The sequence below is a fragment of the Georgenia sp. AZ-5 genome (assembly GCF_043952095.1).
In the GTDB taxonomy this organism is placed as follows: domain Bacteria; phylum Actinomycetota; class Actinomycetes; order Actinomycetales; family Actinomycetaceae; genus Georgenia.
The window spans coordinates 3,553,306-3,566,876 of sequence record NZ_JBINOU010000001.1; the positions used below are offsets into that span (position 1 = coordinate 3,553,306).

A 13,571-nucleotide genomic window follows, 5' to 3' on the forward strand; every position below is an offset into this window, starting at 1 on the left:
CTCAGCGCACGCGCCGGGCGATCCCCGGGTAGGAGACCACCAGTCCCGCCGCGTCCACCTCCAGGTCGCAGGCGAGGGCGAACGTCGGGCAGCTGTACCGGTAGCGGCGGTGCCTCCCGGCGTCGGGCAGCCGCACGTACTCCTGCGGAAGCGGCTCGACCTCCAGGTCCAGGGCGCGCACGTACGCGGCCGGTGCGCCCGCGCGCTCCCCCACCTCCAGCGCCAGGCGGCGCTCCGGCAGCAGGTTCGTCATGGCGGAGGCCTCCAGGTCGACGTCGAGGCAGCCGTCCAGGGCCGGGGCGCGGTCGCCGCCCACCAGCCAGCGGCCGGCGCCGTCGGCCTCCAGCCGCGCATGGCGCACGCCCAGCGCCGACTGGCTCGTCACCTCGGCCCGGCGGGTGACCCACCGCTCGTCCACCTCGATGCGGTACCGCACCACCCACGCCTCGCCGTCCTCGACGGCGGCTGTCGCCCCCTCGAGGCGCCACCCGGCGCCGAGATGCTGGAAGAAGGCGACCTCGAAGCCCGTGCGGGCGTCCACGTGCGCCCACGCAGCGGTGGTGGGCAGGTCGATCAGCGCGGGCACGGCCGCCCCCGGTGGTCGTCGTCGAACATGATCGTGCGCTCCTCCGGAAGAGCCTACGGCCGGACGGGCCGGGACCTGGGGGCGTAGGCAGGCCGGCTCAGTGGTGCCTGCCACGGTTCGGGCGCAGGGGTTCCGCCCGGGGGCGCACGACGTTACGGTCGGGCAACCGCGAGAACCGCCCGGAGGGCGGCCGCCCACGCCCGGCAGTACGCTCCGAGGGCTCGGGCGCCGCCCGCAGCCGACAGGAGACCCCGCATGACCCGCCAGCTCGTCGTGACCGCCGACGACCTCGGCCTCGACGTCGAGACGAACGAGGCCATCGTCGACCTCATGTCCGACGGGCTCGTCACCGCCACCACGCTGATGACCGTCGCTCCCGCTGCGGCCGACGGCGTCGAGCGGGTGCGCGCCGCGGGCCTCCCCGCTCCTCGGCTCCACGTCACGCTCACGAGCGCCCGGGAGTTCCGGCCGTGGCGGCCGCTCGCGGCGGACGTCCCCTCCCTCACGGACGGCGACGGCTCCTTCCACGCCGACCCCCGCCTCTTCGCGAGCGCGGTGACCCCGGAGCACGTCTTGCGGGAGATGACGGCGCAGCTGGGCTGGATGCACCGGGAGGGCCTGCGGCCGGCCGCGCTCGACTCGCACTCCGGCAGCCTCTATGGCGCCCGGGGCCCGGCGCTGATGAGCACCGCCCTGCGCTTCAGCGCCGAGCACGATCTCGGCTTCCGCCTGCCGCGCCGCATGCCCCGCATCGCCGACGTCCTCTGGCGGGGCCGCGCGCGCCGCCGCTACGACGAGGCCGTCGCCCACGCCGCCTCCCTGGGCGTGCGGCTGCCGGAGACCATGGTCGGCTGCTGGGCGCCGGGGCGGCTGCTGGCCAGCTACGCCCAGCTGCGCGCGAGCGTCCTGACCCAGCTGCGCTTCCTGCCCGAGGGGGTCTCGGAGCTCATCGTCCACCCGGCCCCGGCCGCCGCAGCCGCGCGCCTCCACGGCGGCGAGGGCCGCAAGCGCCTCTTCGAGCTGCGGCTGCTGCGCGACCCCGCCTTCCGGCGCACCCTCCGCCGCGAGGGCATCCAGCTCGTCCCCGCCTGGTGAGCCGCGGCCGGCGCCGCGGCGGACCTGCTCGACGCCGCCGTCAGTCCCTGTGACCGGCCTCCGGCGGGGCCACGACGCCGACGTCCGCCGCCGGGACCGTGGGGGCCCCGCCGTCGGCACGGCGGCCGGCCAGCAGCTCGTCGTAGCGCACGGCCAGCAGCCCCGCGACGATCAGCGCGCCGCCGGCCAGCTGCACGGGGAGCGGCAGCTCGCCGATCAGCAGCCACGCGAAGAGCACGCTGAACAGCACCTCGGTGAGGCCGAAGAACGAGGCGACCTTCGAGCCCAGCCGCCGGGTGCCGGCGATGCCCATCGCGTACGCGGTCGCGGTGGAGATCAGCGCCAGCGCGAGGACGGGCACGACCCAGTGCACCTCAGCGCCGCCGAGCAGCACGTGCTCCGTGGCGAGGTCCATGGGCATGATCCCGGCGAGGCCGGCCGCGGCGAGCGCGAGGGTGGCCACCACCATCCCGCCCGCGGCCATGACCAGCGGCGGGAGCCCGGTCGACTGCCGGGCGGAGAGCACGAAGTACACGGCCAGCCCGACGGCCGCGCCCAGGCCCCACAGCACGCCGCCGGCGTCCACCCGCATGCCGCCGGTGACGTCGAGGACGAGCACCAGGCCGGCGAGGGCCAGGGCGACGCCCACCAGCGTCCAGCGCCGCGGCGTCTGCCGGTGCGCCACCCACAGCCAGCCCACCACCAGCAGGAAGCCGAGGTACTCCAGCAGCAGCGCGACGCCGACCGACAGGGTGGTGACGGCGTTGAAGTAGAACAGCTGGCACGCCGCCATGGCGATGAGGCCGTAGGTGGCGATCAGCCCGGCGTTGCGCCGCAGCAGGTTCCACCGCCCGCGCAGCAGCGCGACGGCGGGGGGCAGCAGCACGAGGGCCGCGACGCCGATGCGCACGGTCACCGCGGCACCCGGCGACCAGCCGCTCTCCAGCAGCGACTTCGCGAACGCGCCCGAGGTGCCGAACGCCGCGGCCGAGGCCAGCGCGAACCACGCCCCGGCGCCCAGGCCGGCGCCCACCCCGGCGCCCACCCCGGCGCCCCGCCGCGCGTGCGGCTCCATCCCACCACCTCCCGCGGCTCGCCCTCGGCGACCGGCAACCACTGGATCCAGTAACGGTGACGCTCGGCACAGCCTAGAGGCACCCGCCCACCCCGCCGGCACGCCCGGCCCCGGACGGCCCTCCGGCCGCGGCGAGCGCCACGCCGGGCAGCACGAAGGCCGGCGCCCCGCGCCGCCCGAGGACGGTGACGGGCGCCGGCCCTCGGGCTCAGGCCTCCAGCTTCATCGCCTTCCGCCACGTCAGGGCGGTGCCGCCCTGCATCACTGCGCTGGTAGATCCGCTCGCCGAGGCGCAGCAACAGGTAGGCGGCCACGACGGTGACCAGCAGGGAGACGATCGGCTCCCAGACCGGGACGTCGCCCCCGAGCATCCGGATCGGCATCGCGACCGAGGAGATGACCGGCACGTACGACGCCGCGACGAGCCAGGTGCCCTCCGCGAACAGCCCCGCGAACAGCGCGACGAGGATGACGCCGATGACCGGGCCGGTGTTGGACTGCAGGTCCTCGCTGCGGCTGGCCAGCGACCCGAGCACGGCCCACACGGAGGCCAGCGCGGCGAAGCCGGCGACGAAGAAGGCGATGAACCACCCGGACGCGCTGAGGATCCAGCCGATGTCGCCGGCCACCCCGGTGACGTTGACGGCGACGAGACCCACCACCGCGTACAGGGCGATCTGCGCCAGGGCCAGCAGCGAGTTGCCGAGCACCTTGCCGTAGAGCAGCTGCCGGATCGGGATGGCGGTCGCCAGGATCTCCACGACGCGGTTCTGCTTCTCCTCCAGCACCGAGTTGGCGATGGTCATGCCGAACACGATCGCGGCCATCTAGAAGAGGAACGCGAAGACGAAACCCACGGCGTCGACCAGCTGGCCGCGCTCCTCGCCGTTGATCACCTCGGTGGTGACCTCGGCGCCGGCGGTCAGCTCGGCGACCGTGGTGCCCGCCGCGGCGTTGCGCTCGAGCACGACGGCGCTCACGCCGTCCGTCAGCGCCCGGGACAGGGTCGTGCTCACCTCGTCCAGGCCGACGAGCGTCCAGCCGTCGTCGCCCGGCAGCAGCGCCGCGTCGACCTCCTCGGCGCGCACCGCGTCGCGGGCGGCGTCGGCGTTGGGGAACTCGGTCGCCTCGAGGGTGTCGTCGCCCTCCTCGACGACCGACTCGGCCGCGGCGACGACGGCGGTCCCCTCCGCGCCCACGACGGCCACGGTGTGGTCGGTGCTGCGGTTGCCCATGTACGCGGACAGGCCGACACCGGCCAGGATCATCACCAGGGTCAGGGCCGTGGAGAGCATGAAGCTCTTGTCGGTGAGCTTGACCATGATCTCCCGGACGCTGACCACCAGCCAGGGGTTCTTCACGCCGCCGGCCGGCCCCTCGACGGGGCGGCGGCGGTGTCACGCTGCGGCGGCGTGGTCGTGGTGGTCATCGGACGACCTCCCGGTAGATCTCGGACAGGGTGGGGACGAGGGGGGTGAACTCGGACAGGCCGCGGTCCACGGCCCGGCGCAGCACGCGGTCCTGCGTGTCGGGGCCGTCGAGCTCGAGGACGGCGCGGGCGCCGTCGACGTCCACCACGCGCACGCCCGGCTCCTCCCGCAGCCAGCCGGCGTCGGGGGCGGTGGTGATGCGGAAGCGGCGCGGCCCGCGGGCCCGCAGTTCGTCGCCGGTGCCGGCGGCCATGACCTTGCCGTCGGACAGCACCACCAGGGAGTCGCACAGCCGGTCGACCAGGTCCAGCTGGTGGCTGGAGAGCAGCACGGGCACGCCCTCGCGCAGGCGGTCGCGGAGCATGTCCACCATGGAGTCCACGGCGACGGGGTCCAGGCCGGAGAAGGGCTCGTCGAGGATGAGCGCGGTGGGCCGGTGCAGCAGGGAGGCGACGATCTGCACCCGCTGCTGGTTGCCCAGCGAGAGCGCCTCCAGCTTGTCCTTGGTCCGGCCCCCGAGGCCGAACCGCTCGAGCATGCGGGTCGCCTCGGAGGAGGCGTCGCGGCGGGTCATGCCGCGCAGCTGCCCGAGGTAGACGAGCTGGTCGAGCACCGGCTGCTTGGGGTAGAGGCCGCGCTCCTCCGGCATGTACCCGAACTGGGCGCGGTCGGCGTCGGTGATCGGGCGGTCGCCCCACAGCACCTCCCCGCCGTGGACGGCGAGCACGCCCATGATCATGCGCATGGTCGTGGTCTTCCCGGCGCCGTTGGCGCCGACGAAGCCGGTCCTGCGGCCGGGCGCGACGACGAACGAGACGTCGTCGACGGCGGTGTGGTCGCCGAAGCGCCGGGTGAGCTGTCGCACCTCGAGCGCGGGGGCCTGCTGGGCCATGCTTCCTCCTTCTGCGGTCGGCCTTCAGCCTAGGAATCGGGGTGGTCCGGGGCTTCCGCCCCGGGGCTGAACTGCAGGCGGCCCGCCGTTCCCCCCGACGGCGGAGGGGGCGCGGTCCGACGGCGGAGGGTCGGCTCCTGACGGCGGATCGCCCGGGCTCCATCGCCGAGCGTCGGCTCCTGACGGCGGAGCGGGCGCGGCCCACCTGGCCGGCGGGCGCGGCCCATCGGCGGAGCGCCGGCTCCCGACGGCGGAGCGGTCGCGGCTCGCTCGGCTCCACCGTCACCTGATCCCTCACGCCCTGGTGTAGTTCCGTCAGGCTATTCCTGACGAACGTCACCCAGAGACGCCACCGCAAGCCCGAGGGCGGAGCGTCGGCTCCTGACGGCGGACCGTCGGCTCCCGACGGCGGAGCGGGCGCGGCCCGCTCGGCTAGCGGGCGCGCGCCATCTGCGGAGCGGGCGCGCTCGCTCGGCTCCGCCGTCGGTCAATCCCTCGCGCCCTGGCGTAGTTCCGTCAGGCTATTCCTGACGAACGTCACCCAGGGACGCCACCGCGCAAGCCCGACGGCGGAGCGTCGGCTCCTGACGGCGCAGCGGGCGCGGCTCAGCTGGCCGGGCGGACGCGACCCATCGGCGGAGCGTCGGCTCCCGACGGCGAAGCGGTCGCGGCTCGCTCGGCTCCGCCGTCGGTCAATCCCTCGCGCCCTGGTGTAGTTCCGTCAGGCTATTCCTGACGAACGTCACCCAGAGACGCCACCGCGCAAGCCCGACGGCGAGCATCGGCTCCTGACGGCGGAGCGGCGCGGCTCGCCCGGCGGAGCGGGCGCGGCCCACCTGGCCGGCGGCCGAGCTCCATCGGCGGAGCGGTCGCGAAGGCCGGTCGAGCCGCCCGGCGCTCTGGCGCCTCGCCCCTGCATCGCGAAAGATCCGTCAGGCAATGCATGACGGAGTTTTCAAGCGAGAGGACGGGCGCGAGAGCGAGCCGAAGAACGGGCGCGGGAGCGAGCCGCCCAAGGCCGGTCGTGCCCCGGCGGCGCCGTCGCGCCCTCAGGCGGTGCGCGTGCGCGGTGCGGCGCTTGCAGCGTCGCTGGTCGTGCTCTTCCTCGCCGGAGCGGCGCTCGGCGCGGTGACCCAGGAGGTCGTCGGCCGGGAGGCGCTGACCGGGCTGGACGACCCGGCCGCCCGGGTCGCCGTCGGGTTGCGCACGCCGTGGCTGACGACCGTCATGGCCGCCGTCACGTGGCTGGGCAGTGCCTGGTTGCTCGCCCTGCTGTGCGTGGCCGTCGGGGTGGCGGCGCACCGGCGGGTGCGTTCCTGGCGGCCGCTCGTCCTGCTCGGCGTCACGCTCGCCGGGGCGACGCTGCTGGCGCAGCTCATCAAGCTGCTCGTGGCGCGGCCGCGGCCGGACGAGGGGCTGGTCGCCGCTCTGGGCTACTCGTTCCCCTCCGGCCACGCCACCACAGCCGCGGCGGTGTGGGGTGCGCTGGCCCTCATGGCCTGCCGGCTCGCGCGCGGCCGGGGAGGGCGGGCGGCCGCCATCGGCCTGGGGGCGGCGGTCGCCACCGTCGTCGGGCTGACCCGGGTGTACCTGGGCGTGCACGAGGCCACCGACGTGCTGGGCGGCTGGGCGCTTGGCACCGCCTGGCTCGCGGCGGTCGCCTCCGCGGTGCGCGGGGCGTTCCCAGAGCGGGTCGTGCGGGTCGTTGAGCCAGGCGTTGAGCCGCTCGGGCGCCGCGGCGCGCGCGAGAACGGGGGGCATGGATCGCACCCTAGCGGGGCGGCGGGGCCCGCAATTCCGCCCCAGGGCGGAGAATCGCGGGTGATGTCGGGGGCGTCACACGAGGGGTCGGGCGACGACGTGGCGTCGGACCACGGCGTTGCGTTTGCGGCGGCGTGGCGTCGGACCACGGCGTGGCGTTTGCGGCGGCGTGGCGCCGGACCACGGCGTGGCATTTGCGGCGGCGTGGCGCCGGGCCACAGCGTGGCGTTTGCGGCGGCGTGGCACCGGGCGGCGGCGTTTGCGGCGGCGTGGCGCCGGGCGGCGCGCGGGTCCTTCGCGCCGCCCGGCAGCATCAGCCCTCAGCGAGGATCGCGTCGAGCTTCTCGTAGCCCTCGTTGACGCCGACCTCCATGCCGCTCGCGAGCATGGCGTCCCGGCCCTCCATGGAGTCGACCACGGACAGGATCGTCACCCGGGTCCGCCCGTCGCCGAGGTCCTCGAACGTGGCCGTGTCCAGCGAGACGCCGTCGGGCCAGCCCTCGTAGGTGAAGGTCTGCACCAGCCGCTCGGGTGGCCGGACCTCGTGGAACGAGCCGTAGAAGGACGCGACGACCTCGCCGTCCTGCACGTTGACGTACCGGTACGACCCTCCGGTGCGGCACTCCCAGGCGTCGATGCGCAGCTCCAGGTCCTTCGGCCCGAGCCACCTGGTGACCAGGTCCGGGTCGACCCAGGCGCGGAAGACGCGCTCCCGCGGTGCGTCGAAGTCGCGGATGATGCGAACCGTGGGCAGCTGGGGGTCAGCCTCGATGCGGGTCTCGTGGGTGGTGGCGCTCATGATGCCGCTCCTCGTCGGTTGTTGGTGCCCTGCTCGTCGTCCATCTCGGCCAGCACGGCGTCGAGGCGCTGGAACCGCTCCTCGGCCTGCCGCCGGTACCGCTCGATCCACTTCGTCATCAGGTCGAAGACCTCGGCCTCGAGGTGGCAGGGGCGCCGCTGGGCGTCCCTGCTGCGGCTGACCAGGCCGGCGTCCTGCAGCACGCGCACGTGCTTGGAGACCGCCTGGACGGTCACGTCGTAGGACTGCGCCAGCTGGCCGACCGTCGCGTCCCCCACCGAGAGCCGGGCGACGATGTCGCGCCGGGTCGGGTCCGCGAGCGCCGCGAACGCCCTCGACAGCCGGTCCTCGCCCACCGGGAACCTCCTCGTCCTCAACCATCCGGTTGCAGACAACGCTACGTCGGCGGGCAAGTGTAGACAACCATTCGGTTGAAGACAGTTGGCCGGACAGCCGTCATCCGGCATCCCGGCCATCGACCGCGCGTCAAGACGGCGAACGCCGGCGTTGTAAGACCGGCGCTCGCCGTTTCGACGCGCCTCTGCGGGGTGCCGCCTGCGTGGCCGCCCTCGGCGGGGTGCCGCCCTGCGCGGCCGCCCTCGGCGGGGTGCCGCCCGCGCGGTGCACGCGCTCCGCGCGGGATGCCGCTCCGCGCAGGGCCGACGCCGGTCAGTCCACCCGGCAGGCGTAGGCGGGCACGGTGAGGAAGGTCGGGTACTCCTCCGCGAGCGCCACCTCGGCGAACAGGTCGGCGGCCTGCTCGACGCGGGCGGCACCAGCGGCGTCGTCGCCGGCCTCCCCCAGCAGCCGGCGCCGCTCCTCCTCCAGGACCGTGCGCACCAGACCCTCGGTGACCGGGCGGCCGTCGTCGAGCGTGACGCCGTGGCGGAGCCACTGCCACACCTGCGACCGGGAGATCTCCGCGGTGGCGGCGTCCTCCATGAGCCCGAAAATGCCGACGGCGCCGCGCCCACCCAGCCAGGCCTCGAGGTAGCGCAGGGCCACGGAGACGTTGGTGCGCAGGCCCCCGGCGGTGACCGCGCCGGGCGTGGCCGCGACGTCGAGCAGCTGCCCGGCGCTCACCGAGACGTCCTCGCGGAGCCGGCCGAGCTGGTTGGGGCGCTCGCCCAGCACCTCGTCGAAGACCTCCCGGACGGCGGCGACCATGCCGGGGTGGGCGACCCACGAGCCGTCGAACCCGGCGTCGGCCTCCCGGCCCTTGTCCTCGCGCACCTTGGCGAAGACGACGGCGTCCCGCTCGGGGTCCTTGGACGGGATGAACGCCGACATCCCGCCGATGGCGTGGGCGCCGCGCCGGTGGCAGGTGCGCACCAGCAGCTCGGTGTAGGCCCGCATGAACGGCACCGTCATGGTGACGTCGGCGCGGTCCGGGAGCACGAAGCCCGGCCGGTTCCGGAAGTTCTTGATCACCGAGAAGATGTAGTCCCACCGGCCGGCGTTCAGGCCGGCGGAGTGCTCGCGCAGCTCGTAGAGGATCTCCTCCATCTCGAAGGCCGCGGTGATCGTCTCGATGAGGACCGTCGCGCGGATGGTGCCTCGCGCCAGGCCCAGGTACTCCTCGGCGAACGTGAACACGTCGTTCCACAGCCGCGCCTCGAGGTGGCTCTCCAGCTTGGCGAGGTAGAAGTAGGGCCCCGACCCGCGGGCGAGCAGCTCGGCCGCGTTGTGGAAGAAGTACAGGCCGAAGTCCACCAGGCCGCCGACCATGACCTGCCCGCCGACCCGCAGGTGCTTCTCGGTGAGGTGCCAGCCGCGGGGCCGCACGACGACGGTGGCCAGCTCGCCGTCGCGCAGGGCGTAGCGCTTGCCCTCCGGCGAGGTGAACGTGATCTCGCGGCGCACCGCGTCGCGCAGGTTCACCTGGCCGCCCACGACGTTGGCGAAGTGCGGGGTGTTCGCGTCCTCGAGGTCGGCGAGCCACACCTTCGCCCCGGAGTTCAGGGCGTTGATGGACATCTTCCGGTCGGTCGGGCCGGTGATCTCCACGCGGCGGTCCACCAGGCCCGGCGCGGGCGGGGCGACCCGCCACGTCGGGTCCTCGCGGACGCGCGCGGTCTCGGGCAGGAAGTCCAGCGTGCCGCCGTCGTCCAGGCGGCGACGGCGGTCCTGGCGTTCGGCCAGCAGGTCCGCCCGGCGTGGCGCGAACCGGGTGTGCAGCTCGGCGAGGAACTCCAGCGCCTCGGGCGTGAGGATCTCCTCCTGGCCCGGCACCCCCGGGCCGCGCACCTCCACGCGGGAGGCGCGGGCGGTGAGGGTCCCGGCCGTGGCGGCGAGCGGGGTCGCGCCCGACGAGCGGGCCGTGACCGGCGCCGGGGCGCCGGTAGACGCCGACGCGGGCGCGGGGACGGGGACGGGGACGGCCGAGGCTGGCGCGCGCACCGACGCAGGGACCTCCCCTGACGTGGTGCCCGTCGAGGCCGGCGCGCTCACCGACGCCGCGCCTGACGTGACCGCCCGGGCGCCCGCCGGCGCGGGCACCCCCGTGGAGGACGGCGACGGCGCGCTGGGCGCCACGCGCAGCGGGCTGGCGGCGCTGCGCCGCGGCGGCGCGACGGACAGCGGGGTGATGGGGCCGGTGGCGGTCATGACCGTGTCCTCTCGTCGGTGGTGAACTGCTCCTCCTCGGTGGACCCGCGCAGCGCGAGGGTGTCGCTGTCGGGGTTCAGGGCGGTGGCGACGAGGTCGAAGTAGCCGGTGCCGACCTCGCGCTGGTGCTTGGTGGCGGTGTACCCGCGCGGCTCGGCGGCGAACTCGCGCTCCTGCAGCTCGACGTAGGCGCTCATGCCCCGCTCGGCGTAGCCGCGGGCCAGCTCGAACATGCCGTAGTTGAGCTGGTGGAAGCCGGCGAGCGTGATGAACTGGAACCTGTAGCCCAGGGCGCCGAGCTCGCGCTGGAAGGCGGCGATCTCCGCGTCGGTGAGGTGCTTCTTCCAGTTGAACGACGGCGAGCAGTTGTAGGCGAGCATCTTGCCCGGAAGCTTCTCGTGCACCGCCTCGGCGACCCGGCGGGCCAGGCCCAGGTCCGGCGTCGAGGTCTCCACCCACAGCAGGTCGGCGTACGGGGCATAGGCCAGCGCGCGGGCGACGACGACGTCGGGGCCCGGCGTCGTGCGGTAGAAGCCCTCGGCGGTGCGCTCGCCGGTGGTGAACTCCCGGTCGCGCTCGTCGATGTCGGAGGTGATGAGGTTCGCCGCCAGCGAGTCGGTCCGGGCGACGATCAGCGTGGGGACCCCGAGCACGTCCGCGGCCAGGCGGGCGGCGTTGAGGGTGCGCACGTGCTGGGCGGTGGGCACCAGGACCTTGCCGCCCAGGTGGCCGCACTTCTTCTCCGAGGCGAGCTGGTCCTCGTAGTGCACGCCCGCGGCGCCGGCGGCGATGAGCGCCTTGGCCAGCTCGAAGGCGTTGAGCGGGCCGCCGAAGCCGGCCTCGGCGTCGGCGACGATGGGGGCGAGCCAGTCGTGGCCGGGGTCGCGGCCCTCGGAGTAGGTGATCTCGTCCGCGCGCAGCAGCGCGTTGTTGATCCGGCGCACGACGGTGGGCACGGAGTTGACCGGGTAGAGCGACTGGTCGGGGTAGGTGTTGCCGGAGGTGTTGCCGTCGGCGGCGACCTGCCAGCCGGAGAGGTAGATGGCCTCCAGCCCGGCGCGCACCATCTGCACGGCCTGGTTGCCGGTGATGGCGCCCAGGGCGTGGACGTACTCGCGGGTGTGCAGCAGCTCCCACAGCCGCTCGGCGCCGCGGCGGGCGAGGGTGTGCTCCTCGCGCACGGTGCCGCGCAGGCGCACCACGTCCTCGGCGGTGTAGGTGCGGGAGATCCCGGCCCACCGCGGGTCGGTGGCCCACTGCTCGGCGAGCGCGGCCGCCTCGGCGCGGATGCGCTCCCCCACCCCGCTCGGCCGGCTCTCGGTGGCGACGGTCGGGCTGATCGTGCTGGTCATCTCGGCTCCTCGTTTCGGGGGCTGCGGTGCCCCGGTGAACTTCCGGACAACTGCACTCTGGCGCCGTGACGTAGGTCACTTCCACCGCTACCCTCGGTGAAGTTCAGCCGTTCTTCACTGATGGAGAAGAAATGACGACGACGGAGCCCGCGGTCGACCTGCCCACCCTGGGCCGGCGCATCCGGCACGCCCGGCAGGCCGCCGGCCTGACGCTGGCCGAGCTGGCCCACCGGGTGGAGCGGGCGCCGTCGCTGCTGTCCCAGATCGAGAACGGCCGGCGGGAGCCGCGCCTGGCCCTGCTGAGCGCGATCGCGCGGGAGCTCGACGCCACGGTGGCGGACCTGATGAAGCCCGAGCCGCCGTCGCGCCGGGCCGCGCTGGAGCTGGCGCTGGCCGAGGCGCAGGGGCGGCCGGAGTACGCGGCGCTGGGGCTGCCCCGGGTGCGGGCGGGGGCGAAGCTGCCCACCGAGGCGCTGGAGGCGCTCGTGGGGCTGCACGCCGAGCTGGAACGGCGCGCCACCATCCGCTCCGCCACCCCCGAGGAGGCGCGGCGGGCCAACGCGGAGCTCCGCCAGCACATGCGCGCCCGCCACAACTACTTCGCCGGGATCGAGGCCCTGGCCGCGAGGATCTCCGACGCCGTGGGGCACACCGCCGGCCCGCTGACCGAGCGCGGGCTGGCGGCGGTGACGGCGCACCTGGGCTTCACGCTGCACCGGGTGCCAGACCTGCCGCGGGCCACCCGGTCGGTCTCGGACCTGCGCAACCGCCGGATCTTCCTGCCGGTGAGCCCCAGCGGCGGGCACGACCCGCGCACCATCGTGCTGCAGACCCTCGGCCACTTCGCCCTCGACCATCCCGAGCCGGCCGGGTACGCGGACTTCCTGCGCCAGCGGGTCGAGGCCAACTACTTCGCGGCCGCGCTGCTCATGCCGGAGCGGCCCGCGGTGGACATGCTCCGCCGGGCCAAGGCGGAGAAGGCCCTGGCCATCGACGACCTTCGCGACGTCTTCGCCGTCTCCTACGAGACGGCGGCGCACCGCTTCACCAACCTCGCCACCGAGCACCTGGACCTGCCGGTGCACTTCATGCGGGTGGGCGAGGACGGGGTGATCTACAAGGCCTACGAGAACGACGACGTCACCTTCCCCACCGACGTCACCGGCGCCATCGAGGGGCAGATCGTCTGCCGGTACTGGGCCTCGCGGCGGGTGTTCGCCAACCCGGACCGGTACGCGACGCACTACCAGTACACGGACATGGCCCGGGGCACGTACTGGTGCACCACGCACGTCGAGCGCACCGCCGACGGCGACTTCGCCATCGACGTCGGCGTGCCGTTCGCGCACGCGAAGTGGTTCCAGGGGCGGGAGACGACGGTGCGGGCCCGCTCGTCCTGCCCGGACCCGGCGTGCTGCCGCCGGCCGCCGGCGGGGCTGGAGGCACGGTGGCGCACGCACGCCTGGCCCAGCGCCCGCGCCCACTCCCACCTGCTCGCCGCCGTCCCGCCCGGCACCTTTCCCGGCGTCGACGACACCGAGGTCTACGAGTTCCTCGACCGCCACAGTGCCCCGGCCGGTCCGTAGCCTCGGGCTTCCTGCGGGCTGGGCCGGCCCCCGGCGCGGGCTTCCCGCGGGCTGGGCCGGCCCCCGGCGCCGGAGCCGGGCGCTCTCCCGCGCGCCCGCCTTCCGCCTCGTCGTCGAGGGCGCCGCGTCGGCGAGGGCGCCGCGACACGTCGATGGCCCCTCTTGCAAAAGGCTCCCTCGACGTGTCCAGGCGCCCTCGGCGTGCTGCGAGGCGGCAGCGGCCGCCTGTGCGTCCACAATCTGGCGGCGCCCTTTTATGGACGGCGGGCTCCGTGCTAGCGTCCCCGACCATGCGTGAGGCATCTGGCACCCGGAGCGCGGCGACTGGCGCCGTGCGTCCCCTCTCCTGCCTGCCCGAGCGCCTCTGTTGTCGGGCGTGACGCCGCTC

General features: G+C 74.7%; 13 protein-coding genes. 4 read left to right on the plus strand and 9 right to left on the minus strand.

The genetic code is table 11. The features are described 5' to 3' along the window. Position 1: 1 nt before the first annotated feature. Positions 2-586, minus strand: coding sequence for a putative glycolipid-binding domain-containing protein (locus ACF0H8_RS16580; RefSeq protein WP_395289985.1), 585 nt, complete (start codon positions 584-586; stop codon positions 2-4). Positions 587-841: 255 nt separating this feature from the next. Here ACF0H8_RS16580 and ACF0H8_RS16585 point away from each other — a divergent pair, with 255 nt between their 5' ends. Next, the gene (locus ACF0H8_RS16585; protein ID WP_395289986.1) at positions 842-1,681 is read left to right on the plus strand and encodes a carbohydrate deacetylase; all 840 of its coding nucleotides are present in this window, start codon (positions 842-844) and stop codon (positions 1,679-1,681) included. A 40-nt stretch (positions 1,682-1,721) separates the two neighbouring features. Here ACF0H8_RS16585 and ACF0H8_RS16590 read toward each other — a convergent pair whose 3' ends face one another. The 4 genes from ACF0H8_RS16590 to ACF0H8_RS16605 form a co-directional block, all read right to left on the minus strand. Beyond that, entirely contained in the window at positions 1,722-2,702 is a 981-nt protein-coding gene (locus ACF0H8_RS16590) for an EamA family transporter (RefSeq protein ID WP_395290912.1), read from the minus strand. After that, positions 2,594-3,562 (minus strand): ABC transporter permease, encoded by a 969-nt coding sequence (locus ACF0H8_RS16595; protein ID WP_395289987.1) that lies wholly within the window; start codon positions 3,560-3,562, stop codon positions 2,594-2,596. The genes ACF0H8_RS16590 and ACF0H8_RS16595 overlap by 109 nt, the downstream gene beginning before the upstream one ends. 21 nt (positions 3,563-3,583) lie before the next feature. After that, positions 3,584-4,117: a hypothetical protein gene (locus tag ACF0H8_RS16600; protein ID WP_395289988.1), complete on the minus strand. Its 534-nt coding sequence runs from the start codon at positions 4,115-4,117 to the stop codon at positions 3,584-3,586. 64 nt (positions 4,118-4,181) lie between these two features. Then, a complete protein-coding gene (locus ACF0H8_RS16605; protein WP_395289989.1) occupies positions 4,182-5,078 on the minus strand; it encodes an ABC transporter ATP-binding protein in 897 nt (298 codons plus the stop codon). Positions 5,079-6,017: 939 nt separating this feature from the next. On the opposite strand from ACF0H8_RS16605, the gene ACF0H8_RS16610 reads away from it, so the two are divergent. Continuing rightward, positions 6,018-7,199, plus strand: coding sequence for a phosphatase PAP2 family protein (locus tag ACF0H8_RS16610; RefSeq protein ID WP_395289990.1), 1,182 nt, complete (start codon positions 6,018-6,020; stop codon positions 7,197-7,199). Here the strand turns inward: ACF0H8_RS16610 and ACF0H8_RS16615 are convergent. The 3 genes from ACF0H8_RS16615 to aceB form a co-directional block, all read right to left on the minus strand. After that, entirely contained in the window at positions 7,153-7,638 is a 486-nt protein-coding gene (locus tag ACF0H8_RS16615; RefSeq protein ID WP_395289991.1) for an SRPBCC family protein, read from the minus strand. The genes ACF0H8_RS16610 and ACF0H8_RS16615 overlap by 47 nt on opposite strands. Next, positions 7,635-7,994 carry an ArsR/SmtB family transcription factor gene (locus ACF0H8_RS16620; protein WP_395289992.1) on the minus strand — a complete coding sequence of 120 codons (360 nt, stop codon included), beginning with the start codon at positions 7,992-7,994 and terminating at the stop codon, positions 7,635-7,637. The genes ACF0H8_RS16615 and ACF0H8_RS16620 overlap by 4 nt, the downstream gene beginning before the upstream one ends. 313 nt (positions 7,995-8,307) lie before the next feature. Then, on the minus strand, positions 8,308-9,891 hold the full coding sequence (gene aceB, locus ACF0H8_RS16625; protein WP_395290913.1) for a malate synthase A: 1,584 nt from the start codon (positions 9,889-9,891) through the stop codon (positions 8,308-8,310). Positions 9,892-10,060: 169 nt separating this feature from the next. Here aceB and ACF0H8_RS16630 point away from each other — a divergent pair, with 169 nt between their 5' ends. Continuing rightward, the gene (locus ACF0H8_RS16630) at positions 10,061-10,270 is read left to right on the plus strand and encodes a hypothetical protein (RefSeq protein WP_395289993.1); all 210 of its coding nucleotides are present in this window, start codon (positions 10,061-10,063) and stop codon (positions 10,268-10,270) included. Here the strand turns inward: ACF0H8_RS16630 and aceA are convergent. Next, positions 10,242-11,597: an isocitrate lyase gene (gene aceA, locus ACF0H8_RS16635; RefSeq protein ID WP_395289994.1), complete on the minus strand. Its 1,356-nt coding sequence runs from the start codon at positions 11,595-11,597 to the stop codon at positions 10,242-10,244. The two genes, ACF0H8_RS16630 and aceA, sit on opposite strands and share 29 nt — an antisense overlap. Positions 11,598-11,728: 131 nt before the next feature. Between aceA and ACF0H8_RS16640 the strand changes: the two genes are divergently transcribed. Further along, positions 11,729-13,183 (plus strand): helix-turn-helix domain-containing protein, encoded by a 1,455-nt coding sequence (locus ACF0H8_RS16640; protein WP_395289995.1) that lies wholly within the window; start codon positions 11,729-11,731, stop codon positions 13,181-13,183. Positions 13,184-13,571 lie beyond the last annotated feature (388 nt).